General features: G+C 60.6%; 24 protein-coding genes and 1 tRNA gene. 9 read left to right on the top strand and 16 right to left on the bottom strand.

Annotated elements, in window-relative coordinates:
• Positions 1-15 precede the first annotated feature (15 nt).
• Positions 16-468 (bottom strand): flavodoxin family protein, encoded by a 453-nt coding sequence (locus HMPREF3130_RS01860; protein ID WP_016421860.1) that lies wholly within the window; start codon positions 466-468, stop codon positions 16-18.
• A 142-nt stretch (positions 469-610) separates the two neighbouring features.
• Between HMPREF3130_RS01860 and HMPREF3130_RS01855 the strand changes: the two genes are divergently transcribed.
• Both HMPREF3130_RS01855 and HMPREF3130_RS01850 read left to right on the top strand, forming a co-directional pair.
• A complete protein-coding gene (locus HMPREF3130_RS01855; protein WP_070429211.1) occupies positions 611-958 on the top strand; it encodes a DUF4288 domain-containing protein in 348 nt (115 codons plus the stop codon).
• Between the two features lie 10 nt (positions 959-968).
• Positions 969-1,226: a hypothetical protein gene (locus HMPREF3130_RS01850; RefSeq protein WP_016421858.1), complete on the top strand. Its 258-nt coding sequence runs from the start codon at positions 969-971 to the stop codon at positions 1,224-1,226.
• On the opposite strand, the gene gluQRS is transcribed toward HMPREF3130_RS01850, so the two are convergent.
• Positions 1,223-2,167 carry a tRNA glutamyl-Q(34) synthetase GluQRS gene (gene gluQRS, locus HMPREF3130_RS01845; RefSeq protein ID WP_016421857.1) on the bottom strand — a complete coding sequence of 315 codons (945 nt, stop codon included), beginning with the start codon at positions 2,165-2,167 and terminating at the stop codon, positions 1,223-1,225. The two genes, HMPREF3130_RS01850 and gluQRS, sit on opposite strands and share 4 nt — an antisense overlap.
• A 315-nt stretch (positions 2,168-2,482) precedes the next feature.
• On the opposite strand from gluQRS, the gene HMPREF3130_RS11020 reads away from it, so the two are divergent.
• Positions 2,483-2,626 (top strand): hypothetical protein, encoded by a 144-nt coding sequence (locus HMPREF3130_RS11020; protein WP_224783815.1) that lies wholly within the window; start codon positions 2,483-2,485, stop codon positions 2,624-2,626.
• Positions 2,627-2,752: 126 nt separating this feature from the next.
• The gene (locus tag HMPREF3130_RS01840) at positions 2,753-3,529 is read left to right on the top strand and encodes a queuosine precursor transporter (protein WP_070429210.1); all 777 of its coding nucleotides are present in this window, start codon (positions 2,753-2,755) and stop codon (positions 3,527-3,529) included.
• 303 nt (positions 3,530-3,832) lie between these two features.
• Here the strand turns inward: HMPREF3130_RS01840 and HMPREF3130_RS11205 are convergent, their stop codons facing one another.
• From HMPREF3130_RS11205 to HMPREF3130_RS01815, 5 genes are all read right to left on the bottom strand, one after another.
• Positions 3,833-4,510 carry a hypothetical protein gene (locus tag HMPREF3130_RS11205; protein WP_141737767.1) on the bottom strand — a complete coding sequence of 226 codons (678 nt, stop codon included), beginning with the start codon at positions 4,508-4,510 and terminating at the stop codon, positions 3,833-3,835.
• 96 nt (positions 4,511-4,606) lie between these two features.
• Positions 4,607-5,332, bottom strand: a complete 726-nt coding sequence (locus HMPREF3130_RS01830; protein WP_141737766.1) for a hypothetical protein — start codon at positions 5,330-5,332, stop codon at positions 4,607-4,609.
• Positions 5,333-5,456: 124 nt separating this feature from the next.
• The gene (locus tag HMPREF3130_RS01825) at positions 5,457-6,236 is read right to left on the bottom strand and encodes an ABC transporter permease (RefSeq protein WP_070429207.1); all 780 of its coding nucleotides are present in this window, start codon (positions 6,234-6,236) and stop codon (positions 5,457-5,459) included.
• Positions 6,237-6,249: 13 nt separating this feature from the next.
• Positions 6,250-7,212, bottom strand: coding sequence for an ABC transporter ATP-binding protein (locus HMPREF3130_RS01820; protein ID WP_210387117.1), 963 nt, complete (start codon positions 7,210-7,212; stop codon positions 6,250-6,252).
• A 38-nt stretch (positions 7,213-7,250) separates the two neighbouring features.
• On the bottom strand, positions 7,251-8,120 hold the full coding sequence (locus HMPREF3130_RS01815; protein WP_168157907.1) for a LacI family DNA-binding transcriptional regulator: 870 nt from the start codon (positions 8,118-8,120) through the stop codon (positions 7,251-7,253).
• 45 nt (positions 8,121-8,165) lie between these two features.
• On the opposite strand from HMPREF3130_RS01815, the gene HMPREF3130_RS01810 reads away from it, so the two are divergent.
• Together HMPREF3130_RS01810 and HMPREF3130_RS01805 are read left to right on the top strand one after the other, a co-directional pair.
• A complete protein-coding gene (locus tag HMPREF3130_RS01810; RefSeq protein ID WP_070429238.1) occupies positions 8,166-9,902 on the top strand; it encodes a glycoside hydrolase family 13 protein in 1,737 nt (578 codons plus the stop codon).
• Entirely contained in the window at positions 9,902-11,341 is a 1,440-nt protein-coding gene (locus HMPREF3130_RS01805) for a sugar porter family MFS transporter (RefSeq protein WP_070429205.1), read from the top strand. The genes HMPREF3130_RS01810 and HMPREF3130_RS01805 overlap by 1 nt, the downstream gene beginning before the upstream one ends.
• 125 nt (positions 11,342-11,466) lie before the next feature.
• On the opposite strand, the gene HMPREF3130_RS01800 is transcribed toward HMPREF3130_RS01805, so the two are convergent.
• From HMPREF3130_RS01800 to HMPREF3130_RS01780, 5 genes are all read right to left on the bottom strand, one after another.
• Entirely contained in the window at positions 11,467-12,456 is a 990-nt protein-coding gene (locus HMPREF3130_RS01800) for an IS481 family transposase (protein ID WP_070429237.1), read from the bottom strand.
• Between the two features lie 94 nt (positions 12,457-12,550).
• A complete protein-coding gene (locus HMPREF3130_RS01795; RefSeq protein ID WP_070429204.1) occupies positions 12,551-12,931 on the bottom strand; it encodes a hypothetical protein in 381 nt (126 codons plus the stop codon).
• A gap of 337 nt (positions 12,932-13,268) precedes the next feature.
• Positions 13,269-14,570: a tRNA guanosine(34) transglycosylase Tgt gene (gene tgt, locus HMPREF3130_RS01790; RefSeq protein WP_049172440.1), complete on the bottom strand. Its 1,302-nt coding sequence runs from the start codon at positions 14,568-14,570 to the stop codon at positions 13,269-13,271.
• A gap of 61 nt (positions 14,571-14,631) precedes the next feature.
• Positions 14,632-17,670, bottom strand: coding sequence for an MMPL family transporter (locus HMPREF3130_RS01785; protein WP_070429203.1), 3,039 nt, complete (start codon positions 17,668-17,670; stop codon positions 14,632-14,634).
• 426 nt (positions 17,671-18,096) lie between these two features.
• Positions 18,097-18,187: transfer RNA gene (locus HMPREF3130_RS01780), tRNA-Ser, on the bottom strand.
• A 275-nt stretch (positions 18,188-18,462) separates the two neighbouring features.
• Here HMPREF3130_RS01780 and HMPREF3130_RS01775 point away from each other — a divergent pair.
• Positions 18,463-19,443 carry a diaminopimelate dehydrogenase gene (locus HMPREF3130_RS01775; protein ID WP_070429202.1) on the top strand — a complete coding sequence of 327 codons (981 nt, stop codon included), beginning with the start codon at positions 18,463-18,465 and terminating at the stop codon, positions 19,441-19,443.
• Positions 19,444-19,551: 108 nt separating this feature from the next.
• On the opposite strand, the gene HMPREF3130_RS01770 is transcribed toward HMPREF3130_RS01775, so the two are convergent.
• The 3 genes from HMPREF3130_RS01770 to HMPREF3130_RS01760 all read right to left on the bottom strand — a co-directional run bounded on the left by HMPREF3130_RS01770 (position 19,552) and on the right by HMPREF3130_RS01760 (position 20,989).
• Positions 19,552-19,740 carry a CsbD family protein gene (locus HMPREF3130_RS01770; RefSeq protein WP_070429201.1) on the bottom strand — a complete coding sequence of 63 codons (189 nt, stop codon included), beginning with the start codon at positions 19,738-19,740 and terminating at the stop codon, positions 19,552-19,554.
• A gap of 135 nt (positions 19,741-19,875) precedes the next feature.
• Positions 19,876-20,490, bottom strand: coding sequence for a tRNA adenosine(34) deaminase TadA (gene tadA, locus HMPREF3130_RS01765; RefSeq protein WP_083276320.1), 615 nt, complete (start codon positions 20,488-20,490; stop codon positions 19,876-19,878).
• Positions 20,432-20,989 (bottom strand): tRNA adenosine deaminase-associated protein, encoded by a 558-nt coding sequence (locus tag HMPREF3130_RS01760; RefSeq protein WP_070429199.1) that lies wholly within the window; start codon positions 20,987-20,989, stop codon positions 20,432-20,434. Before HMPREF3130_RS01760 ends, tadA begins: the two co-directional genes overlap by 59 nt.
• A 38-nt stretch (positions 20,990-21,027) precedes the next feature.
• On the opposite strand from HMPREF3130_RS01760, the gene HMPREF3130_RS01755 reads away from it, so the two are divergent.
• A complete protein-coding gene (locus HMPREF3130_RS01755; RefSeq protein ID WP_070429198.1) occupies positions 21,028-22,053 on the top strand; it encodes a prephenate dehydrogenase in 1,026 nt (341 codons plus the stop codon).
• Between the two features lie 9 nt (positions 22,054-22,062).
• Positions 22,063-22,911 carry a CoA transferase gene (locus HMPREF3130_RS01750; RefSeq protein WP_070429197.1) on the top strand — a complete coding sequence of 283 codons (849 nt, stop codon included), beginning with the start codon at positions 22,063-22,065 and terminating at the stop codon, positions 22,909-22,911.
• 47 nt (positions 22,912-22,958) lie between these two features.
• Here the strand turns inward: HMPREF3130_RS01750 and HMPREF3130_RS01745 are convergent, their stop codons facing one another.
• Entirely contained in the window at positions 22,959-23,948 is a 990-nt protein-coding gene (locus HMPREF3130_RS01745) for an LLM class flavin-dependent oxidoreductase (protein ID WP_070429196.1), read from the bottom strand.
• Between the last annotated feature and the right edge of the window lie 321 nt (positions 23,949-24,269).

Genomic DNA, 24,269 nt, shown 5'->3' with positions numbered 1-24,269 from the left:
ACACTAAATCTTCAATCAGCCCAAAATTTGGGCAGCCATGGTGCCACCGAGATTTACCAGGCGGTCGGAGATGTCGTCGTCAAGCGAACCGACGAACACGACGGGTTCGGCCGCAAGCTCCCACTTGTAGCCGGTCGTGATGGTTTTCATGGCGTTTTCCGCGCCGGTGGTGTCGAAGCCGCCGCGGATCCAGTAGGAAAATGGCAGCCCCTTGGTAACTTCCTGTGCCTCCCGGAAGGTGGTGTCGAAGAAGTGCTTGAGCGCGCCGGAGATGTAGCCGAAGTTGGCGGAGGTACCGAGCAGGATGGCGTCGGCGCTGGTCAGGTCGTCAATGGTGGCGTCGAGAGCCTCGACAACCTTGACATCCACGCCCTCTAGCGCGGGATCGTTGGCGCCCTCGAGCGCGTGACTTAAGACCTCCTGCAGGAGCGGGGTCGGGGAATGGTGGACGACTAGAAGAGTAGGCATGTCCCGAGGGTATCGGCAGTGATAGGGTAAGCGCAGGTTTCAGCAACAATCCAATGTTTATCAATTCGAGTAAACGTGGCGTCCAGTAAGAAAGCCTCAAATTCGTACTGAACTAGGGGGCAATCGAAGAACGGAAAAATAGATGGAACCATACATCGGAATTGCAGTTTTTGAGTTAACAAAGCAAAGAGATTCAACCTCGGCGAATGAGAGCTTCTTCCGTGAGGACTTATACATTGTCTTTGCCGATTCTGATAGCGCCGCATACGCGCAGGTCGAAGCATTAGCCCACGAAAATGAATTAGCCGCAGAAGATCCTTCCCACTCGGGAGGATCTGTCACGTTGCGCCACATCGTCGATGTCGCCCCCGCTCTTTACGGTCGCGTCGATACAGACATCGACATCTATTCTCGCCACTTCGCATCCCTCGAGGATTACAAACGCTTCGAAATGAAATTAGGTGGCAAAGATCCTCTAGCGGAATCCTAAGACCCATATCATGAACCGCTCCCGCAATTTTGCAGTTGCTGCACTTCTCTTAGCCTTGACCTGCTACATTGGACTGTTTTTCGTCAGCACTGCGCTCTCCGATGCCTGGACAATCCCCCTCGCCGTCGGAGTCTTCGGATTCGGCCTGGTTAGCTTTCTTGCAGCACTGAAGGCCCGGGCAAACGGTTTGACAATCGTGGCGGCACTAGTTGCATTCGCACTCTTGCCCCTAACGTATGTACTAGCCGTAGTTCTCGGCAGCCCCTAGAAAATCACCTGTTCGCGAGGAATTTCCAGACCCGCACGCAGGGCTTCCGGGAGGTCAGCGATGGAGTCGAGCTCTACGCTCCCGCCGCCATCGCTAGCATCACCGCCACCGCTCAGCGAATCCAGAATCCACCGCTGCGCTGCATCCACCGACACCTCGCCGAGAGTCACGTCGCCATCGCGCTTGGACAGTCGCCGCCCTTCAGAGTTCACCACCAGCGGAACGTGCACGAACGAAGGTGCGGTGTGACCGAGCAATCCGGCTAAGTACGCCTGCCGCGGGGCCGAGGACATCAGGTCATCGCCACGCACAACCTCGGTGACACCCTGCTCGGCATCATCGACGACGACCGCCAGGTTGTAGGCCCACATGCCATCGGCACGCTGGAGGACAAAGTCATCGATCGGAGCGGCAATCTCGCCATACAGCTCATCGGTCGCGGCCCCCTCACTCACCTGCGATTTCAGGCGTATCGACGGCCTTCTCCCCGCCGCCGCAAATTCGGCCTTTTTCGCGGAGAGGTGCTCGTCGTCAAGCGAACGGCACGTGCCGGGATACTGCCCTGGCACGCCATGCGGCGCGGAGGAGGCGGCGAGGATTTCACGGCGCGTGCAGAAGCAGGGATAAGTCAGGCCGCGTTGCGTGAGGTCGGCGAGCGCGGATTCATACAGGTCAGAGCGTTCTGACTGGCGGACCGGGGCGCCATCCCAGTCTATGCCGATGGCCTCGAGATCGGCGAGCTGCTGCGCCTCATACTCGGGGCGGGAGCGCTGGCGGTCGATATCTTCGATACGCACGATGAAGCGACCGCCCTGCGCGCGGGCGTGCGCCCAGGCGAGAACCGCGGTGCGCAGGTTTCCCAGGTGCAGCCGACCGGTCGGCGAAGGGGCGTAGCGGCCGGTGGGTAAAGTGGAATTAGTCAACCGTTGGGAACTGGTCACAGGAATATGTTAGCGAGACCCCAAGATGATAGTTGAAATCTTGGGGAAAGATCTCCGGTTGAATAATTCAAATCATCTTGGAGGAAATTCATCTATTACTCGAAAGGCATTCATGACCTCTCAATAAAATCAAGGGTTAATGTATGCGTGACTTTTTGTAAGCGGATCTTTTAGAGGAGAACAATGTCATCACGTTTGCGCGTAAATTGGCTAGCATCGATTTCCATTATCGGACTAGTCGTGAGCCTCCTCTGTCTCCTGGGCATCGCAAATGGGATGTACACATTGAGCAAACTAGCTAACCAGACTGCCGTTATGAGTACAGCAGCTATTACGGCAAAGACAGATCGCGCGCTGCTCTACTGCTTAATCGCTCTTGCCAGCCTGATTGTAAGCTGTTTTACATTTATTGTTAACGGAATGCGCAGTAAGCGTGGAGCTAAGAAAACAAATAATTAAACCCGCTCATCCTCTAACTCCTGCGGACTCAAACCCACAGGAGTTAGAGGATGAGAGGCAGAGTCGGCCTCGAAGACTTCATCGGCACTCGCTTGGAGCCCTGAGCGGCAGGTAACATTCCCTCCCGTGACAAATAACGAAAACCTGCCCAAGTCTGGGCCGGGCAACGCCGAGGCTGCCGCTGTGAGCACCTCGCACGCGCCCGAGAACGCAACTAAGTTTGAATCCACAGCAACCACGCCACGCCACATCCCGGTACCGAAATCGCTGTACCCGATGTTCACGGCCATTTTCATCGGCGTGCTGATTGTCTCCAACATCACCGCCACCAAGGGCGTGGAAATCTTCGGCCTGGCCACAGACGGTGCCTTCTTCCTCTTCCCCTTGAGCTACGTCATCGGCGACGTGCTTTCCGAGTGCTATGGCTACAAAGCCACCCGCCGCACCGTGTGGACCGGTTTCGCCACCCTCGCCGGCGCAATGCTCTGCTTCTTTGCCGCCATCAAGCTCCCGGCGGCTCCGTGGTACGAAAACCAGGAAGCATTCGCCACCGTCCTGGGCACCGTCCCGCAGCTTGTTCTCGCAGGTCTGGCCGGTTATGTCGTCGGTCAGCTGCTCAACGCCTGGTCACTCAACGCCATTAAGAAGCGCACTGGCGAAAAGGCTCTCTGGGCGCGCCTGATGGGCTCGACTGTGGTTGGCGAGTTCGTCGATACGCTCATCTTCTGCTCCATCGCCGCCACCGCGATCGGCATCGATACCTGGGGCACCTTCGTCAACTACGTCATCGTCGGTTTCATCTGGAAGACCGCCGTCGAGATCGTAGTCATGCCAATCACCTACGCCGTCATCGCGTGGGTCAAGCGCCGCGAAGGGTACTACGACACGCACGTTCCCGCTTAACGACGAAAAAGTGCCGCGACCTGTCCTGTTAGTGCAGGTCGCGGCACAGATTGGCCCTACTCGATCAATTTGTAAACTGCATCAATTCGTTAGCGACGAGAAACTCTTTGACTGCGTAGCGATTGAGGATTATCACTTCATAATTCCGCTGACTTCCCGAAGAGATTCAATTCGAATCATCGCTATTCGCAGAACTCACCGCTTCTACATTGCGAAATAGAAATCGTCTAACAACATCACCCGAGCCTGAAAACTCAGGACATGTTGTTAGACCTGCATTCAACGGGGTCAATGCCCATCCCTTTAATCGAGTAGTTCGTAGTCTTCCAGAAAATCTTCAACTGCATCAAATGATTTTAGCCACAGTGAGCCCATGTGCAAGTCAGTCTCGCGGTTCGAATACATAAATTTGCAGCCATCAGGCGACCCAGAACAATACACAAATGCAGATTTTTGCTCATCCTCAGATACGAAGAATCGAGTATCTGTAAAGCCTTTAACTTTACTTTCTCGAGCAGCAGAATAAATCTTACCTTCCATCTCGGCAGCGTCCGCTTCATTAGTGCCAAAACTCATTACTGCACCTCTGTCTCCATGATTGAAGTAAGATCCTAATTTTGTTTTAGGATTTATAGTGCATATGACTTGATTAGGGTTCGAACCATAACACTCGAATACCGATTCTTTAATATCGTCTGGGAATTGAACGATAATACTTTTGACTTGAGGTACATCTTCAGGCGCAAGGTCTTCTTGAATAAGCGGAAATGCGTCTTGTCCATTCGATTGATTTACCCTAGACCCATTTGATGTTCCCGCTTCGGCTTCACTAGATGCATTTACCCCGATTTGCACAAAAGATGCGACAAGTAAACTACATACTCCTAAGAGTGCAATCATGATTCCTGCAACCATAATCGACTTTTGCTTATTTCTTAGCCAAGATTGCGACGTACTATCGTTAATTTTTTCGACACTCATATTTTCCATTCCATCACTGAAATCAAATTGCTCCAGGCTGGGCGCCCTACCATAACGAATAAGTTCTGATATCCAGACCGAATATCAGGCCTACTTTTAGTCGAGCAATTTGAAGTATTTGACAAACTCTAGGGCTGATTTCGACGATTTAACCCATCTCGATTTAATAGTTAGCTTGTTGACAGTATCGACATACAAAAGGTGGCAATCGCCGTCTTCTTCATCGTCACAGTGCCCATAGGCTGATTTCTTGCCATCTTGCGACACAATAACCGGAAATTCAGGATTATTTTCCAAATATCTATCATGGGTCGCTTTTGCAGCCGAATTCGTCAAATCGTCTCCAATACCAAACTGAATCAGTCCGCCATCACCGAAAGAATAGAAAAAATAATCAGCAGGCGATTTGAGCTTTACTTCACAAAGAATATCGTCGTGATCTTTGGAAAAATACTCACAGTTGTGTACAGAATTTTGAAGATCTTCGGGGAAGCGAGAAATAATATCCTCTACCGCTCTCGCTTCCTCAGGAGACGAATCCTCACTGACCAGATGATAAACACGTAGATCTTCGGTCGGTCCCGCCTCGATGTCTGCAACTGACGGATTGGTGGTCTCCTCCGTCGATGTACTGCCGTTCGCCGTATTCACTGGTTCAGCATTTTCTTCAGTCGACGTGCTGCCTGTGCTCAAGACAACTACGGCTCCAATCACACACAGCACACCTATGATGGCGGAACCAATACCCACATGTAGTTGGGTCCTATCCTCATCGACGGAGTTCTTCTCATTGCCCTCGTCGACGGCATTCCCAGAATTCACCGCTATCCACCTCGCCAATTAAAAAACGCCTAACAACATCACCCGAGCCTGAAAAACTCGGTACATGTTGTTAGACGTGTGCTCGGCGCTAAAAGGTTACAGCGAATTCGAAATCATTCGAAACCTACTTCACATCCCGCTTGGCATTGGCCCAAAGAGCAACGCCAACAGCCACAACGATCCAGGCCACCAGCACCACGATGTTGAACCACATTGGCTGCGTCATGCCTGCTTCAAACCCAGTGCGTGGATTCTCCGGGTTTGCCATCAGACCGCCCAGCTGCGTTGACAACTGCTGAATGCGTGCACCCGGCGTGACCAGCCACAGGGGCCGGAAAATCGCATACGCGAGCGCCGCGAACTCCAGCATGCTCTCCACTACCAGGATCCACACCAGCGGAATAGCGACAGCGGCAACGCGCGAGCGTGTCAACACACCCAGCGACATCGCGATCAGCCCAAACACAACAAAGCCGAGCACTCCGGCGAGAATGTCCGGGGCAGCGTCGCCGCCCTTGAACTCGACGCGCGGCGAAACCGTCACCGCCAACCACGCAAGCGCCACACCGATGACCCAACAGACAGCAATCAACACAAGCGTCAGCGTCATCCGCGCCGAAAGCCACGAGCTCCTTCGGTCCTGCGTCAAGAACGCATGCGCATTCATCTGATCGTTGTACTCACCCGCCAGGGTGGAGCCACCAAAGGCAATCACAATCATGTTGAAGATCACCGTCCCCAACAACAGCAATTCCCAATCAGCTGTCGCACCAGCGTCCGCCGCCATACTGAAAGCCGCCATCGGCCCAGCTATCGAGCCCACCAACAGCACCACATACACCCACGTGCCACGCAGGCTGGCTAGCTTCGTCCACTCCGACCGCAAAGCGTTTCCAAAACTCATCTCAGTCACTCCCCTACTGCCCAATCGCCTGCGCGCGGTATTCCTGCGATTCCTGGGTCGCAGCCAGGAACTTCTCCTCCAAGTTGTCGCGCTTCGTGTGCAACCGCGTCACCAACAACCCCTCACGCAGGGCAGCGGCCGCAATGTCGCGGCGGAGTTGCTGCTCGCTGATGCCGTCGTAAAGCGGAATGCGCAATTGCTTATCGACGTCAACCCCACGCGCCACCGGCCCCAACGCCTGCAGCAGCCGAGCCGGATCGTCGACCTCCACTTCGATGACCGTGCCGTCGGCGAGGAATTCGTCCATGCTGTATTCGCCGATCATGCGGCCGCGGCCGATGACGACGATGCGGTCGGCGGTGAGCTGCATCTCGGAAAGAAGGTGCGACGACACGAGAACCGCGCAGCCCTGTGCGGCCAGGGCCTTGATGGTGTGGCGCATCCACGAGACACCCTCGGGGTCGAGGCCGTTGACCGGCTCATCCAGGATCAGATGCTGCGGCTTGCCGAGCAGAGCCGCCGCCACTCCCAGACGCTGCTTCATACCCAGCGAATAGCCGCCGACCTTGTCCTTCGCCGCCTCGGTCATACCGACCTGCTCGAGGCACTCCTCCACGCGGGTGTCGGGGATGCCGGCGCCGCGGGCGAGGGCCCGCAGGTGAGCGCGGCCCGAACGAGCCTTGTTGTGCCACGTCGCATCCAGGATTGCGCCCGCGACGCTGGGCTTATTCTTCAGCGTGGAAAACGGCTGGTTGCTGTAGGTGTTGCCCTGCGAATCCGTTCCGGTGAACAAGGCCTGGCCCGTGGTCGGGGCATCGAGGCCCAGCATGCAGCGCATGGTGGTGGACTTGCCGGAGCCATTTGGGCCGAGAAAACCTGTCACTACACCGTCGGGAACGGTGAAGGACAGGTCATCGACGGCTAATTTCGAGCCGTACTTCTTGCTGAGTCGTTCAACCGTGATCATGCCCTCCATGATGCCGGTTGAGACTGCCTCGCGCAGTAGAGCTAGGTCTAGTTTTTAAGACTTACCGCCGGACTTCCACTGAGCCTCAGGGGCACCTGGACGTCATCGTTGTGGGCGCACACCCCGGTGACACCGGCCTCGACGCACGAGCGGAGCTCCGCCGTCGATACCGCGCCACTCGGGACCCCAGGATCAGGGGATCGGGCAGCGCCAGCTCGCGGCAGACGGCCGTCACCCCGGAGAGGCGCCCTTCGGCCAGGCCGGTGAGGCGAGGGTCCGCCGGGAGCGCGTACGCGAGCCGCTGACGTCCGGCGGCCACCATCGCCTCGGCCTGGGCGCGTCCGACCGCCGCAGTCGGAACGGGCACGTCGTGGACTCCGTCGGCGTCCCGTGCCGATGAGTGCGAGACCGTCCCCCCGCGCCGCGGGGATCCGTAGCTCACGGATCGGGTCGATGCGCTCGGGGTCGAGGTCGACGAGGACGATGACGGCTGCCGGCAGCAGCTCCCGGCAGAGAGCACCGAGGTCGTCACCTGCGAACGAGAGTTTGGCGAGCAGGTGCAGGCCGACGCGTGAGCAGGCCGTGGTCAGTCGCTCGAGCAGCCCGACGAGGACGGGGCCCACCGGGACGTCGGGGACGACGAGCAGCACGAGGTCGCTGCGTCCCCGGGCGAGCGCGCGGGCGGCACCCGATCGGACGTAGCCGAGCTCGGCGGTGGCGGCACGCACGCGTTCGCGCGTGTGTTCCGGGATGCTCTGACCGGGCTTGTCGTTGAGGACGTAGCTCACGGTTGCCGTGGACACGCCGGATGCGGAGGCGACGTCCGCCAACGTCGGGCGTCGCACCACTGCCTCACCTCCATGACGAGGATCACGAACCGGATGAACTGCCGACCCTTGTCGGGTGCGCGACTCCACCCTAATATTAGTTATGCGCTTAAGTTTCCAATGGAGGAGATTGGCATGCCCACGAACAGCCGTGCCTGGTGGCACGAGGCGGTTGTCTACCAGATTTACGTGCGTTCCTTCGCCGACGCCGACGGCGACGGTCTCGGGGACCTCGCGGGTGTCCGCTCGCGCCTCGACTATCTCGAGAGCCTCGGGGTCGACGTCATCTGGCTCACGCCCTTCTACCCCTCGCCCATGGCGGACAACGGGTACGACGTCAGTGACTACGAGGCGGTGGACCCGCGCTTCGGTTCCGAGGGGGACCTCGACGATCTCATCGCCGACATCCACCGCCGTGGTATGAGGGTGATCATCGATGTGGTCCTCAACCACACGTCGATCGACCATCCATGGTTCGTGGAGTCGCGCAGCACGCGCTCGTCGTCTCGACGCGACTGGTACATCTGGCGGCCCCCGAGGGACGGGGTGGAACCAGGCACGCCCGGCGCGGAGCCGACGAACTGGCTCGGCTTCTTCGCCCAGCCGACGTGGACGTACGACGAGGAGAGCGGTGAGTACTACCTTCACCTCTTCGCCCCGGAGCAGCCCGACCTCAACTGGGAGAACCAGGAGGTTCGCCAAGCGCTCTACGCGATGCTGCGCCGCTGGCTCGCCCGCGGCGTCGACGGGTTCCGCCTCGATGTCATCAACCTCATCTCCAAGAGGTATCCGCTGCAGGACGTGCCGACGCCGCACTCGAGCCACTACGGTGATGCCTCCTCGCAGTACACTTGCGGGCCACGAATGCTCGAGTTCCTCGACGAGCTGCGGGACCAGGTGTTCGACACCACCGAGAAGACCCTGCTCACGGTGGGCGAGATGCCGGGGGCTACCGTCGAGGACGGGCTCGCCGTCACCGGCGGTGAGCACCCCCGCCTCAGCATGATCTTCACGTTCGAGCACATGGACGTCGATCACGCGCCCGGCTGGGGCGGACGGTACGAGCCGAGGCCGTTCGACCTGCTCGCGCTGAAATCGACCATGGCACGCTGGCAGGAAGGACTGGGCCGTTCCGGGTGGAACAGTCTCTACTTCGGCAACCACGACCAGGCCCGCGTCGCCTCCCGCTTCGGTTCCCGGTCGCCGGCGCACGCGGTCGCCTCGGCGAAGATGCTCGCCACGGTTCTCCACCTGCACCGTGGGACGCCATACGTCTACCAGGGCGACGAGATCGGCATGCGCAACTACCCGTTCACGAGCATCGAGCAGTTCGCCGACATCGATGCGCACAACTCGTGGGCGTACGGCCGGGCACTGGGTGTCCTGCCGGAACGGCTCCTTGCGGGCCTGCGCCAGAACGGCCGCGACAACGCTCGCACGCCCATGCAATGGGACGCGTCGGAGCACGGGGGATTCACCACCGGTACTCCGTGGCTGCCGCTCAACCCGAACACCTCCGAGGTCAACGTCGAGGCTCAGATCGACGACGCGGACTCGGTCCTCGCCCACTACCGACGCCTCATCGAGCTGCGTCACAGCAGTGACATCGTGGTCTTCGGTGACTACCGCCTCCTCGCCCGCGACCACGAGTACCTGTACGCCTTCGAGCGGACGCTCGGCGACGAGCGATGGATCGTGGTCGCGAACTTCTCCGACGAGGAGCTCGATGTCGCTGCGGCTCTCGGCGGCGCCGTCGGTGCCGCCGAGCTGATACTCGGGACTCACCACGAGCCGCCCGAGGGTGCGGTCCTGCAGCGGCTGCGCCCCTGGGAGGCCCAGATCTGCCGTGTGCTCAAGGGGAGTGAGCAGTGATGGCATCGACCCCCTCGGCATCGGTGAGCAAGAGGCTCGTCCTGGTCACGGTGACCGCAGCGCTGGGCTTCTTCCTCTTCGGCTACGACACGGCCGTCATCAACGGGGCTATCAACGCGCTCGCCGACCACTACGGCCTCGGCAGTGGCCTCAAGGGCTTCGCGGTCTCCTCTGCCCTGCTCGGTTGCGTCATCGGCGCGTGGTTCGCCGGCCCGCTGTCGAACCGCGTCGGCCGGGTGCCAGTCATGCTCACCTCGTCCGTCCTCTTCCTCGCGTCGGCGATAGGTACTGGCCTCGCGTTCGGCATCACCGATTTCATCGTGTGGCGGGTCGTCGGCGGTCTCGGAGTCGGCGCCGCCTCCGTCATCGCCCCCACCTACATCGCCGAGATTTCTCCAGCACACATGCGCGGGCGCCTCGTCTCGATGCAGGGCCTCGCGGGTGTCACCGGCATCGCGGTCTCGCTCTTCGTCGATGCCGGCCTGGCGTGGCAGGCCGGCGGTGCCGCGAACCCTCTCTGGTTCGACCTGCCCGCGTGGCGGTGGATGTTCATCGTCGAGGCGGTTCCGGCCATCGCCTACGGCGTCGCCGCACTGAGGGTGCCGGAGTCACCGCGATACCTCGTCGGCCTCGGGCGCGACGCGGACGCCGAGCACGTGCTGAGGACCTGCACGGGCCTGGCCGACCCACGCGCGAAGATCGAGGAGATTCGTGGCTCGCTGCAGACGGACCACCGCGCATCGCTACGCGATCTCGCGGGTCGGGCGTTCGGGCTCAAGCCGATCGTGTGGGTAGGCATCCTCGTCGCGGCCGCCCAGCAGTTCGTCGGTATCAACGTCATCTTCTACTACTCGACCGCCCTCTGGCGCTCGGTCGGATTCGATGAGTCGAACGCACTGCTCATCACCGCGATTACCTCCCTCATCAACATTGGCGCGACGGTGCTCTCGCTCCTGCTCATCGACAAGGTTGGCAGGCGCCTGCTCATGCTCTCCGGGTCACTCGGCATGGCGGTGACCCTCGGGGTCATGGCACTCGCGTTCTCGCAGGCGATCACCACCGTCGCTGGTGAGGTCCTGCTGCCGGGCGTCTGGGGTGTGGCCGCCCTCGTCAGCGCCAACCTGTTCGTCGCCTTCTTCGGCGCGACCTGGGGCTCGGTCATGTGGGTGCTGCTCGGCGAGATGTTCCCCAACCGAATCCGTGCCGGGGCGATGGCCGTCTCGACCGCCGTGAACTGGCTGTCGAATTTCGCCATCTCGACCACCTTCCCCGTGATAGCGGCGATCTCGTTGACCGGCTCGTACAGTTTCTACGCACTCAGCGCCCTCGCGTCGTTCTTCCTCGTGAAGCACCTCGTCAAGGAGACGGCGGGCATCGAGCTCGAGGACATGGACAGTCAGCTCCGACACACGCCTGCCCCGGATCACGGCAATCGGTAGCCGGGCGAACCCCACCGCACCGATCGGTGTGCTCCGTCAGTCCACGACCGACGGAGCACACCTGTGGCCGTTCGAGTGAGGGCATGCCGTGAGCGAAGTCGGTTCGAGGGCGCGGCGGGGCTGATCTAGATGTATGAGGTCATGACGTTGTCGACACGTTCGTGGACGCGGGTGGCCGGGGGCTGGTCAGCACAGGCGGTGTGCGGCCGATGATAGTTGTAGTGGTGGACCCAGACGCTGATTGCTTCGCGCCGCTCGTCTTCGGAGTAGAAGGCGTGGACGTAGAGGCATTCCTTGGCGAGTATCCGCTGATAGCGCTCGACTTTCCCGTTGTGCCGCGGCGTGTAGGGCCGAGTCCGTTGATGCCGTGAAGCATGCACGGTCACGGTGCGCACGAAGGTCCTCGCGCGGTAATTGGCGCCGTTGTCGGTGACCACCCGGACCAGGCGATTGATGCCGTGCGCAGCGAAGAGAGCACGGGCTCGGGAGAAGAAGGCGATGGTGGTCGCCGCGGTCTCGTTCTCGAGCGCCTCGGTGTAGACGAGGCGGGAGTAGCCGTCGATCGCGGAGTGGAGGTAGGTGTAGCCCACACGCTGGTGGCGTGCTCGGGTGCTGCCGCGGCCGTGGAGTCGCCAGCCTCCACCGCCGGGAATCTGGCCGACCTTCTTCACGTCCAGGTGGAGCATGTGGCCCGGGAAGCGGGCGATGATCTTCCCGTTCTCTCGGTTGTTCTCCCCTGTCGTGTCGAGGTCTCGGCGGCGGGAGATCCCCAGCCGCTGCAGCCATCTGCCGATAGTGCGGACGCAGTAGTGGTAGCCGCGGCCGGCGAGTTCCAGGGAGATGCGGCGAGCAGACCACTTGCGGTCCCGTCGCCAGGCGTCGATGAGTTCGAGGACCTCGGTCGGCAGCCGCGATAGACGCCTGGCCGGAGCACTGGAGCGGTCCTGATGAGCTTCGATGCCGTCGTCGCGATAGCGGTTGACCCACTTCGTGAGTGTGGAGCGGGCGATGCCTGCTTCGGCGGCGACGTGGGCGATGGGACGGCCATCGGTTTCGACACGTTCAACCAGGCGGAGCCTGCCGGCAGGGGTCAGCGGCGAATTACGGTGGGTCATGGAACGGGTCTCTTCCAGCGGATGGACGGCTTCAGCACCACCCATCGTGCCGGTCAGGGACCCGTTCCTTCATCCCCGATTCGTGACTACAACGTCATGACCCGCAACACTGCTGGTACGTATGACCGTACATGTCGGCGTATCGCGAGACATCCATCTGACCGTCGCCGGTGGCATCAGTTTGGAACTGAACGGTGTCGCCATCAATTGGGCGAGCGGTGGTCTCGTAGTAGCCGTCGCCGTCGAGATCGGCCTCTTCCATGACGGTATTGCCCTGCTGGTCGTAGTGGGTGGCGAAGTTAGCGCCAGTTGCATCCTGGTAGTGGTTGACGTCGTTCACACCATCGTTGTCAACATCTCGGCCCAGGTTGTAACCGTTGCCGGTTGCCTGAGTGCCCTGCATTGACTGTGTGGTGGTGTCGGTTGCAGTGGTGTCGGTGGTGTTCTCGTTCTGAGTTGTGTTGTTCTCGCTCATTGTGGGCCTCTTCCCTCGAAGTCTTCCAGCGAAGCTCTTCTTCGCTTTTCACTTCTTTAGACGGCCCAACCGAAACGAAAGGTTACAATCCATCGACGAAAGTTTTTCTTGCTGCTGCTAACAGCCCTCGAAACTCCCGCTGGCTCTGGCTCGGGCGCGGTCTGGCTGCCCGCCCCCCAGCCGCCCTGCCTCCACTTCACGCCACTGGTGTCACCTCATGCCACCTCCACAGATGGCACGAGGTGACATGGCTGTCGTGAAGTGCGAAAAGGCAGAAGCCTAGCCCCAGCCCAGCCACAGCCCAACCGACCCAAGCACTCCCCAGCCCAGCCGGCCCCTAATTCCCCACCGCACGACCACCGTTGGCGTAGTAGCGGCCCATGAACTCATCGCGATACTCGAAGAACCGGTCCTCCAGGATCGCAGCGCGAATGTTCTCCACCAGCTGCACCATGAAAAACAGGTTGTGAATCGTGCACAGCGTGCCAGCCAGGTACTCCTTGGCCTTCAACAGATGATGCAGGTAGGCCCGGGAATAATTCAGCGAAGTGTAGGAGGGCACCTCCGCATCCACGGGGCGGAAGTCGTTCTTGAAGCGGGCATTCGTCAAGGTCATCCGGCCATCGAGCGTGTACACACCACCACGGCGGGCAAGCCTGGTCGGAGCCACGCAGTCAAAGGTGTCGGCACCGGCCTCGACAGCGGCGAAAATATCGTCCGGCTCGGAAATCCCCAGCAGGTGGCGGGCGCGGTCGTCGGGAAGCTCGTCGTTGACCCAACCGCAGATCAGGCCCAGGTTCTGCTTCTCAATCGCCCCACCAATGCCATAGCCGTGGAAGCCGAGCTGGCCGGCATCCTCGAACTCGCGGGAGAGCTCCACCAGCCCGCGGGCGGCCTTGCGGCGCAGGTCTTCGTACTGCGCACCCTGCACGACACCGAATAACTGCTGGATGGGCAACTGGCCGTCGTCAAGCGAATGAACATGCGCATCGACCTGACCGCGCGAAATCGTCAGCTCGTTGTGAGCCTCCAGGCAACGGCGCGCCCAGCGGTGCGTGCGCTCGACGGATGCCTCCTGGTAGCCGCGGGTGTTCATCAGCGTGGTGAGCTCGTCGAACGCCATCATGATGTCGGCGCCCAGCGCGTGCTGAATACGCATGGACACCTCCGGCGTGAAGCGATGCTCGGAGCCATCGATGTGCGAGCGGAAAGTCACGCCGTCCTCGTCGACAAACGCGTTGCGCTCTTTGCCCTCGGCGACGATGTCGTCTTTCTGCATGCCGGTGACGTCCATCGCGAGGGTCTTTTTAAAGCCCGCGCCGAGGCTGAGCACCTGGAATCCGCCGGAGTCGGTGAATGTCGGGCCGTTCCAGTTGGAGAACTTTGCCAACCCGCCGGCCTGGTCGACGATTTCCTCGCCGGGCTGCAGATACAGGTGGTACGCGTTCGACAGCATGGCCTGCGCGCCGGTGGATCGCACCTGCTCGGGCGTGAGCGTCTTCACGGTCGCCTTCGTGCCGACCGGAATGAACGCCGGCGTAGCAATATCGCCATGCGGGGTGTGGATGGTGCCAGCACGTCCGCGCGCGCCTTCGATTTGCTTTACGACGTCAAAGCCCGTCGTCCTCGACTGCGACATGAAGCTCCTTGGTTGTGGTCCAGTGCTAATGCATTGAGGTTACCTGGGTGCTATTCGCAAGTTACTCAGCGCTGTCATTTTCCTCGGGTTGGGCAGCGTTTTCCGGGTCCCACACGGCGCGGCTACGACGTGGCGCTTCCTCTTCGAGTCCTTCGCGCTTCATCAGTTCCGCAACCGTAATCTTCTTCCGCTTACGAGCCGGGCTGAAGTACGGGCGGACCTCGATGTCCTTAGCATTTTCCGGGTTCGGCTGGGCGTCAGTTGGTTCAGCTGGCGCGGACTGCATGAGCTGTTCTGTCGGCTCCGGCTGTGTCGGCTTCTCCGGCTGTTCGGCCTGCTCCGGCTCAGCTGGTGCCGTCGGGGCGGACGGTTCGGCTCGCTCAGCCTGGTCAGAGCGCTCCGGCTGTTCGGCCTGCTCCGCCTGGTCAGCGGGCTCAAGCTCTTCCAGCTTTGCCTTCTTCCGCTTCGGAATCCAGCGGTTACGCTTCTTGGTCGCAACCGCCACAGCGGTACCACCTGCTGCGCCCGCCGCGCCCGCCGCGCCCGCCGCAGCGGCTGCACCAGCACCAACTTCACCATCGGCACTGTCTGTTTCGTCCTCGTCAGCGTCCGTGTCGCCAAAGCCACGCCCAGCACCTTCGCTTTCGGGCAACAGGGACTCACCGCGAGCCATACGCTCGCGGCGGCCCTTCTCCACCAGCTCCTCGGAAACCTCTTCCAGGGCAGAGCCTTCGACATCCACAGAAGGCAACACCTTGTCCAGCCACTTCGGCATGTACCACGTAGCGCGGCCAAGCAGGAACATGGATGCCGGGATGAAGGTCATGCGAATAACGAAGGCGTCGAAAAGCACTGCGGCACCCAGCGCGAAGCCGAATACCTTAATAATCGCCAGGGGCTGCCCGGCGAAAGCCGCGAAGACGGAGATCATAATAATCGCAGCGGCAGTGACCACACGAGCGCCGAGAGTAAAGCCCTCAACGACCGATTCTTCGACCGCGTTGTACTTCGACTCTGGTGAGGATTCACCCTTGTTGTGGGTGTAATGCTCGCGCATGCGGGAAACCAGGAAGACCTGATAGTCCATGGCCAAACCGAACGTCACGCCGATGAGGAAGATTGGCACAAAGCTGACCAGCGGACCCGGAGTGCTAATCACGCCCCAGAGGCCGTCCTGGAAAAATGCCACTGTGACACCGAATGCGGCTGCGACAGAGAGCAAGAAGCCCACACCCGCAGTCAACGGCACCATCAGGGAACGGAAAATCATCAGCAGCAGGATCACTGCCAGACCCACGACAACGCCCAAGTAGAGCGGCATTGCGCCCTGGAGGCGGTCGGTGATGTCAATTTCAATAGGAACCAGACCAGTGACACCGGTGAATAGGCCGGTGGTCTGCTCAATCTGCTTCTGCTGATCGCGCACCGCGTTCATCAGCTGCTTGGTCGCAGGATCGAGTGGACCCGACTTCGGGGTCATAATCATCTTGACCGCAGTGCCGTCATGATTCATGCCAATCATCTGGATGTGCTCGACACCGACGTTGGATTTGAACTGGTCGACAGCGTAACTATAGGAAGCCTTGCGGGCGGCCTCGATGTCAGAGAGTTCCGGGTTGGTCTGTCTCAGGGACTCGATAAGTGGTTTGAGCACCGGTGCATCGGGCTTCACATCGTCCGACTTGGCAATAATGATGAGCTGAGAGTTACGTCCCGCACCGAAGCCCTCTTCAATCATGGTGATGGCCTTGCGGTTCGTGCTGTCCTTAGCCGCAGTAGAGTCGGACGGCAGCGCCAGCTTCAAGTGCATGGCCGGGTAGGCCAATGCCAACAGCAAGACGATACAGCCGACCAGGAACAACCCTGGGGCCTTGTGCACGAAAGTGACCCAACGTCGCCCCATCGTCATCTCACCGAAGAAGGAAGAGCGGCGTCCCTTGCGCGCATTACGCGAGGGGTTGCCGGCAACACCGGGCACGCGACCAGCGAAGACCTTGTCGCCCAGCAGAGACATAACTGCCGGCAGCAGGGTCAGAGAGACCAGCACTGTGAAGGCCACCGTAATTGCCGCCGAAATACCCATCAGAGACATGAACGGCACCTTGGCCACCGTCAGCGCTGCCAACGCGACAATCACGGTGAGGCCGGCGAAAACCACAGCGGAGCCAGCCGTACCGGTAGCCATGCCGATGGCGTCTTCGTTGGTCATCCCTCGGGCTCTTTCTGCCCTGTAGCGAGAGAGGATGAACAGTGCGTAGTCAATACCGACAGCCAGGCCGAACATGACGGCAAGTACCGGGGTAATCGAGTTGACGTCGGTGAATGCGGTCATCAATGTCACGCCGAAGACACCGATGATAATGCCCACTACCGCCGTCACAATAGGCAGGAACGAAGCGACCAGAGATCCGAAGGTGACAACCAGCACGATAAATGCCACGGTCACACCGATAATCTCCGAGGTCGGAGCTACCTCAATCGCGGGCTGCATGCCCGGGCCAGAGGCCTCGACCTTGATACCGGCGTCACGACCGGCCTGCATTGCGTCGAGAAGCGCCTGCATATTCTCCGGTTCGATGTCCTGCGGCATCTTGGCGTCGAAAACGAAGGTGGAAATACCGTAGCGACCGTCATCGGACACGGTACGCAGGGCATTGGCGTCGGCCTCGGCAACATCCTTGGGCAGGCCGGCAGCCATGCCCTGTTCCTTGACCATCGCCTGCATCTTCGGATTGAGGTCTACCGGGTTGTGGAGTTGCAAATCATCGGAGATTTGGCCGACATTGTCGCGAATGCCATTAATAACCTGGTCAACAGCTTCTTTATTTTGTGGGTCATCGAGCCTCTGCCCCTCGGGAGCCTCGAAGGCGACATAGACACGCTGCTCTCGAATTGGGTTCGGAACATCGGGGAACTTTTCCTCAATCACGTGAGAAGCCGTTGCCGACGGCATGCCGGGGATCGAGAACTGGTCGATGAACCCCTTCTGGAATGCGGCAACTGCACCGCCCAGCCCCGCCAAAATCAGCAACCACGCGATGATCACAGTCCATTTATGCAGGTAGGAGAACCTGCCGAGTTTGAACAAGGCCTTTGCCATGTCAAGTTTCCCTTACGTCTAATATTCGCCTGGACCGCCCCAACTGCCGCTTCCCCCGAGTTCGCGCTAACCAAGCACTCCCTCGGACTTCACCTGCAGTTCGAAGCCTCTTCGCTACTCCGATGCTAGCGACCACCCCGGATTGACCGACGTCAACTCTGGCGCTGGCGTAGTCACTGGGGGCGGGCACGACATAAAAACCGGAAATACTTTTGCTAAGAGTAGCGGACTTCCCGGATAAACGTGAACAATGGGGTGCGTGTTACTGATGTTATTTTTGTGATTTCGGCGCTCCAGGTCAGACGCCTCGCCATTTACCGCTTTACGACGGACACCTCCTGCACCCCCGCCACACCCAGGCAATCTGGGCCGATTAAATGCAAAACCCCCGGGGCTCCTACTTAAAGGAACCACCGGGGGTCTCATTGGCGGTGACGGAGGGATTTGAACCCTCGGTACGGGGTTACCGCACAAAGCATTTCGAGTGCTTCACCTTCGGCCGCTCGGACACGTCACCGCTAGAAAACGTTACAGGTAGCCCCTTTATCTACCAAATCCCCAGGTCAAAAGGCTCAGCTGTCCGCACAGTCGACACCGCCGGTCCTTCGCCAAGCCGTTCACACAGAACCACAACCCCCGCCACCCCAAATCACTCCATCTACTGCACTATCCACTTAAATCACCGCGCTATTCGGGGCAGCCAAAGCCGGCTGAGATATGAAGGAATAGTCTGTAGCTTGAAATCTAGAAACTGAATACACAAGTACAGCCTCACAGAAAGGGTTCTCCCTCATGATTCGTTCCGCCATCATCGGCTACGGCAACTTGGGCCGTAGCGTCGAAAAGGTTATCGCTGATCAGCCGGACATGGAGCTCGTCGGTGTCTTCTCCCGCCGCGATTCGCTGGACACGGAGGCCCGCGTACTCCCGGCGGCGGATGTCGAAAAGTACAAGGACGAGGTAGATGTCCTGTTCGTGTGCCTCGGCTCGGCCACCGATGTCCCGGAGCAGGCCCCTGAGCTGGCAAAGAGCTTTACGACGGTCGACACTTACGACAACCACCACGAGATTCCGAAGCACCGTGCGGCCATGGACGCCGCCGCGCGCGAAGGTGACAACATCGCGATGATTTCGACTGGTTGGGACCCGGGCCTGTTCTCCCTGAACCGCGTCCTGGGCGCTGCCATCCTGCCGGGAGCAGACCAGATGACCTTCTGGGGACCGGGCCTGTCACAGGGCCACTCCGACGCCGTGCGTCGCGTGCCGGGAGTGAAAAAGGGTGTCCAGTACACCAAGCCAAACCCGGAAGCCATCGAGGCCGTAAAGAAGGGCGAGGGTGCAGACCTGAAGGGTAACGAGTGCCACCTGCGCCACTGCTTCGTCGTCGCTGAGGAAACCGGCGACGCCGACGAGGATGCCAAGCTCAAGGAGCAGATTCGCGAAACTATCGTGACCATGCCGGATTACTTTGCCCCATACGAGACCATCGTGGACTTCATCTCTGAAGAGGAGTTCGACCGCGACCACCAGGGCATGCCGCACGGCGGCCAGGTCATTACCCGTGGCCAGGCCGGTACCTCCGGTCACGTCATCGAGTTCGGTCTCGAACTGGAGCGCAACCCCGACTTCACCGCTGCCGTCCAGGTTGCCTACGGTCGCGCTGCCTACCGCCTGAAGCAAGCTGGCGAGACTGGTGCCCGCACCGTCTTCGAGATTGCCCCGTACCTTCTGTCCGCCGAACCACTGGATGACCTGGTAGCTCAGAAGCTGTAGCCAGCCCCAACGCTGACAGCCGGCCATCGAAACACAAAGAACCCCAACCGTCTCCGCACATCAGAAGCGGAGAAGGTTGGGGTTATCTCTACCCGAGAGCTAAGCGCTTTACTTGTCAGTCAGCTTGCCCAAGGTCTCAGTAGCCTTGTCCTTCAGGTCCTCAGCACCCTGCTTGACCTTGGACGCAGCCTGCTCGCCCTTGCCCTGGTTTGACAGGTCGTCATTGCCAACGGCGTCGCCGGCAGCTTCCTTAACCTTGCCGCCCAACTCGTCGGCCTTGTTCTGCAGCTCGCTCATTATGTAAGCCTCCTATGTAAACGACTTATCTATTCTTTAGAGCCACCGTCTAGCAGCCCCACTAGTTCCGACGGTACGTGAAAATGAAGACTCGTCACGGCCACAGCGGGAATTGTGACCTAACTGTGACCCCGCTCATGCTTCCGACTGCCGTTGCCGTTCGAAGAATTCCCGCAGGTAAACGGAGCATTCGTCGGCAAGCACACCCCCGCGCACCTGCGGCGTGAATGCATGGGCGGGATCGCGGATGACATCGGCGATAGAGCCGCACGCGCCGGTCTTGGGCGACCACGCGCCGAAGACCACACGCCCCACGCGCCCCATGACGCACGCGCCGGCGCACATCACGCACGGCTCAAGTGTCACGACCAACGTGCACTGCTCCAGCCGCCAGCCGTCACCAACAGCGCGGGTGGCCTCGCGCAACGCAATGACTTCGGCGTGGGCAAGCGGATCACCATCAGCTTCCCGACGGTTCGAACCCCGGCCCACAACCTTGCCCCCGGCATCCACGACCACAGCTCCCACCGGCACATCCCCGGGGGCCGTGTGAGCAGCTTCGGCGATAGCCAGGCGCATCCACTCTTCGTCGAAAATGTCCTGTTTTCGACGGGGCAGGGCGCTTGGCCGACCAGCTGGCTGGCTGGCCGCAAGCGCGCTTGGCCTCTCGTGCAAATGACCTTTCTCAGAGTTAGTCGTCATAGGGGTCGTAGTCGTCATCGTCGCCGTCGTAATCCAGGTCGGCGACATCGGCTAGCTCCTCGGCACACCCCAACTCCTCGGCAATGGCCAGAAGCTGCTCGGACGCCCACAGCGACTGATCGTCACAGATGGACTCCAGGGCTTCCTCCGAACAGCCCAGGTCAGCGAGGATATCCATGTCCCCCTCAGCCCAGGCATCGACATCGTCGAGCTCGTCCTCGTCGAGGTCGGGGATATCCAGATCCAGCTCGTCGAACACATCTGCCGCGATGTCATCGGTCACGGCAGCGGTAGCGTCGGAAAGCGCTACGCGCAGCGACCCAACGCCCTGGCGCACGAGAATGAAATAGTCGTCGTCGATATTGAGCATTCCGACAGCAGCGCGTTCCGAACGCAGATTGCGCAGCGCCTGTGCGGCGTCAGCGAGCGAATCGGTGGCGTCGTCCCCGAGGTCGACGACGCGCCAACCGCGCTCCCCCATAGTTACGGCAACCGCGAAGGAGCGGTCGTCATCGGAGGTGTACCCTCCGGAAAAGGTCGTGCTCATAACCCACAACGCTAGTCGCTGTATGTCATGCTTGTCAGGTGAGCAATTTCGAGTCCCCCTCCCCTGCTTCGTCCTCCCTGTCAGCTGCACAACTACCCGCGGTATGCATCCTCGGTTTGGGCCTCATCGGTGGCTCCATGATGCGCGACCTGCGGGCCCATAACGTCGAATGCTTCGGTTGGAATCGCTCGTCCGCGACGGTCAAGGAAGCCACGAAGGAGGGATTCGACGCCAGTACAGATCTTCAAGCCACGCTCGAACGCGCGGAGGCCAGCCGCGCGCTCATCGTAATCGGCACCCCCATGACAGTCGTCGGCACGATGCTCGACGCCATCAACGAGCACGCCCCCAGCTGTGGCATCACGGATGTGGTCTCCGTGAAGGCGGCCGTCGCCGCCGAGGTCTCCGCTCGCGGGATGGAGGAACGCTTCGTCGGCGCGCACCCAATGGCGGGGTCCGCGCAGGCAGGCTGGTCCGCCACACTCGAAGGGCTTTTCGACGGCGCCCCCTGGGTCATCACCTACGACCTGGCAGCCGCTGCCGACGCTGCGGGCGAGCCCGTCCCGGAGCGGTGGATTGAAGTCTTTTCGCAGGTCGCCAACTTGGGAGCAGCTCTTGGCAGTCAGCTCATTCCAGCGCTGAGCGATCACCACGATGCCAGCGTCGCCCGCATCTCCCACATGCCACACCTGGCGGCCTACGCAATTGCCGCCGCCGGTGAAGCCGGTGGCCCCCTGGCCATTTCGCTTGCAGCCGGCTCTTTCCGCGACTGCACCCGCGTCGCCGCCGCTGCTCCCGACATGGTCATGTCCTGGTGTGAGAACAACACCGAACCCGTGCTCGCCGCGCTTGACGACGTCATCGAGCGCCTCACCGCCGCGCGCACCCAGTTGGCCACCGAGGGAACCGCTATGGACCTGGCCAAAACCGGTCAGATTGCCCGTGTCCGCTACGAGGCCCGCCCTGCTCACCGCCCGATTTTCCGACTGCGCGTCGGCGAGGGCGGCTGGATCAACCAGTTGAAGTTGGCCGAAAGCGTCGGCGGACAGATAGATGTGTTCTAGTGTGGAACTATGTTTTCCCCCGAGCTGCACACCAGCCTCGCAGGCATCACTGTCGTCAACTTCGCCATTAACGTACCGGGACCACTGGCCGCTCAGCACTTGGGCCAGCTAGGCGCCCGGGTGATTAAGGTCGAGCCACCAACAGGCGATCCGCTCGGCGCCTTCGGCCGCTCCTGGTATGAAGCTATGTCCGCAGGTCACGAGATTATCCAGGCGGATCTGAAGAGCAATGAGGGTCGCGCACAGCTGAGCTCGCTGATCGATGAGGCCGATGTGGTCATCACCTCGGTTCGCCCCTCCGCGCTGGAACGCATGGGGCTGGCGGGCCTCCACGAGCGCCCGAATGGGCCGGTACATATCGACATTGTCGGTGATACCGAAGCTCCAGAAACCCCTGGCCATGACCTGACCTACCAGGCGGAGGCCGGAACCCTCACGCCCCCGGCCATGCCGCCGGTGCTGTTGGGCGACATTCTGGGCGCGCACTTTGCGGTCACCGCTGCCCTTGCCGGGTTGATTAAGCGGGCAGGTGCTGGGGCGGACGTCGTAAAGCAGTCTGGACTGCACTGCCGCATCGGCCTGAAGCAGGCTGGTGAGACCGGTGCCGCGCCGCTGAAGTACGGCATGACGGCGCCCGGCGGACTACTCGGTGGCGGCCTGTGGACGTACGGCCTCTACCCCAGCGCCGACGGCTACGTGGCCGTGGCAGCGCTGGAGCCGCACTTTGCCGCCGCCCTGACCGAGGCCACACGCGCGAGCAACCGCGAGGAGCTTGCGGATTTCCTCCGCGAGCGCACCAACGCCGAAATCATGCAGATTGCCAGCGAAAAGTCGCTGCCGCTGGCTGCAGTGGAGTAAGCGGGTCAGTTTAAGGCCGCGCGCCTCGGGGGTCGGGGCCTGGAGCCTTACGCCGTCAGCCCCGCGGCCTCCGCGGTGAGCTCCACCGAACGCAGCCGGTCAGGAACCTTCAGCGATTGATGAGCCACAATCAGCTCATCCGCCGTCGAGTACTCACCGAACTGCGCAATCTGCTCACGCACCTGCGCCACCGTGCCGACCGCCGTGTGACGGAACATATTTTGCACCTGACGCCCCTGCGGGGTATCCATCAGAATCTCCGCCTCATCGTCAGTGAGGTGATGCCCACCGCGACTCAGGAACCGCCTGACCATGTTCCTGCGGGTAGCGAAGTACTGCTGCTGTGCGTCTTCTTCGCTTTCCGACGCAATCACATTCATGGCCGCAAAAGCGTACGGCTTATCCAGCTGCTCAGAAGGCTGGAACTGCTCGCGGTAGACCGCGATGGCATCGCGAAGCGCGTCCGGCGCGAAGTGCGAAGCAAACGCGTACGGCAAGCCGAGCGCCGCCGCGAGCTGAGCACCAAAGAGCGAGGAGCCCAGGATGTACAGCGGCACGTAGGTGCCACGGCCCGGAATCGCGTTGATGCCCTTAATCAGCGACTCGTCGGAGAGGTAACCGCGCAGCTCCTGCACATCCTGCGGGAAGGAATCAGAAGAGCGCGGGTCACGACGCAGCGCACGCATAGTGGCCTGGTCAGTGCCCGGAGCGCGGCCAAGCCCCAGCTCGATGCGATTCGGGTACAGGTTCGCGAGCGTGCCGAACTGCTCCGCGACCGTCAGCGGTGCATGATTCGGCAGCATGACGCCGCCGGAGCCGAGGGTGATGCTCTCGGTTTTTGCAGCCACGGCTGCGATAAGAACGGCCGGCGACGAGGATGCGATGGAGTTCATATTGTGGTGCTCTGCGTACCAAATACGCTGATACCCGGCCTTTTCCGCTGTCTGCGCCAAATCGATGGAGCCCTGTAGGGCGTCGGCGTGGGACTGCCCCGAGGCTACGGTAGCAAGGTCAAGAATGGACTCAGTACGAATCATGGTTCCACAGTCTAGACCGTTAGGCAGATATTGCGAGTTTGAGATGTTTCGAATACTGAGGCGTTGAGGTTTGGGGTTTGGGGATTCGGGTGCGGGTGGCTCGTGGGTGGCTCATGGGTGGCTCGTGGGTGGATCGTGGGTGGCTTGCGGGCGTGGGTGGCTCATGGGTGGTATTCACTCATCGATGAGGTATTCACATATCGATGAGCTATAGCCTGGCCACAAGTGAATAGCTCATCGATATGAGCGCAGGCAGAGCCAATACCGCGCCCATAAGTACCGGAAAACCAGGGTTAAGTAAAGAAAAGTGTGTCCGCATGC

The sequence above is a fragment of the Corynebacterium sp. HMSC14B06 genome, assembly GCF_001807075.1.
Taxonomy (GTDB): domain Bacteria; phylum Actinomycetota; class Actinomycetes; order Mycobacteriales; family Mycobacteriaceae; genus Corynebacterium; species Corynebacterium jeikeium_D.
The sequence above is the reverse complement of the archived record's forward strand: the minus strand, read 5'-3'. Positions and strand labels throughout refer to the sequence as shown.

Bases quoted from the DNA above. Each gene is read 5' to 3' on its own strand.
- HMPREF3130_RS01860 (WP_016421860.1), bottom strand. From the start codon at position 468: ATGCCTACTCTTCTAGTCGTCCACCATTCCCCGACCCCGCTCCTGCAG.
- HMPREF3130_RS01855 (WP_070429211.1), top strand. From the start codon at position 611: ATGGAACCATACATCGGAATTGCAGTTTTTGAGTTAACAAAGCAAAGA.
- HMPREF3130_RS01850 (WP_016421858.1), top strand. From the start codon at position 969: ATGAACCGCTCCCGCAATTTTGCAGTTGCTGCACTTCTCTTAGCCTTG.
- HMPREF3130_RS11020 (WP_224783815.1), top strand. From the start codon at position 2,483: ATGAGTACAGCAGCTATTACGGCAAAGACAGATCGCGCGCTGCTCTAC.
- HMPREF3130_RS11205 (WP_141737767.1), bottom strand. From the start codon at position 4,510: ATGAGTGTCGAAAAAATTAACGATAGTACGTCGCAATCTTGGCTAAGA.
- HMPREF3130_RS01825 (WP_070429207.1), bottom strand. From the start codon at position 6,236: ATGAGTTTTGGAAACGCTTTGCGGTCGGAGTGGACGAAGCTAGCCAGC.
- HMPREF3130_RS01820 (WP_210387117.1), bottom strand. From the start codon at position 7,212: ATGGAGGGCATGATCACGGTTGAACGACTCAGCAAGAAGTACGGCTCG.
- HMPREF3130_RS01810 (WP_070429238.1), top strand. From the start codon at position 8,166: ATGCCCACGAACAGCCGTGCCTGGTGGCACGAGGCGGTTGTCTACCAG.
- HMPREF3130_RS01805 (WP_070429205.1), top strand. From the start codon at position 9,902: ATGGCATCGACCCCCTCGGCATCGGTGAGCAAGAGGCTCGTCCTGGTC.
- HMPREF3130_RS01800 (WP_070429237.1), bottom strand. From the start codon at position 12,456: ATGACCCACCGTAATTCGCCGCTGACCCCTGCCGGCAGGCTCCGCCTG.
- HMPREF3130_RS01795 (WP_070429204.1), bottom strand. From the start codon at position 12,931: ATGAGCGAGAACAACACAACTCAGAACGAGAACACCACCGACACCACT.
- tgt (WP_049172440.1), bottom strand. From the start codon at position 14,570: ATGTCGCAGTCGAGGACGACGGGCTTTGACGTCGTAAAGCAAATCGAA.
- HMPREF3130_RS01785 (WP_070429203.1), bottom strand. From the start codon at position 17,670: ATGGCAAAGGCCTTGTTCAAACTCGGCAGGTTCTCCTACCTGCATAAA.
- HMPREF3130_RS01775 (WP_070429202.1), top strand. From the start codon at position 18,463: ATGATTCGTTCCGCCATCATCGGCTACGGCAACTTGGGCCGTAGCGTC.
- HMPREF3130_RS01770 (WP_070429201.1), bottom strand. From the start codon at position 19,740: ATGAGCGAGCTGCAGAACAAGGCCGACGAGTTGGGCGGCAAGGTTAAG.
- tadA (WP_083276320.1), bottom strand. From the start codon at position 20,490: ATGTCGCCGACCTGGATTACGACGGCGACGATGACGACTACGACCCCT.
- HMPREF3130_RS01760 (WP_070429199.1), bottom strand. From the start codon at position 20,989: ATGAGCACGACCTTTTCCGGAGGGTACACCTCCGATGACGACCGCTCC.
- HMPREF3130_RS01750 (WP_070429197.1), top strand. From the start codon at position 22,063: ATGTTTTCCCCCGAGCTGCACACCAGCCTCGCAGGCATCACTGTCGTC.
- HMPREF3130_RS01745 (WP_070429196.1), bottom strand. From the start codon at position 23,948: ATGATTCGTACTGAGTCCATTCTTGACCTTGCTACCGTAGCCTCGGGG.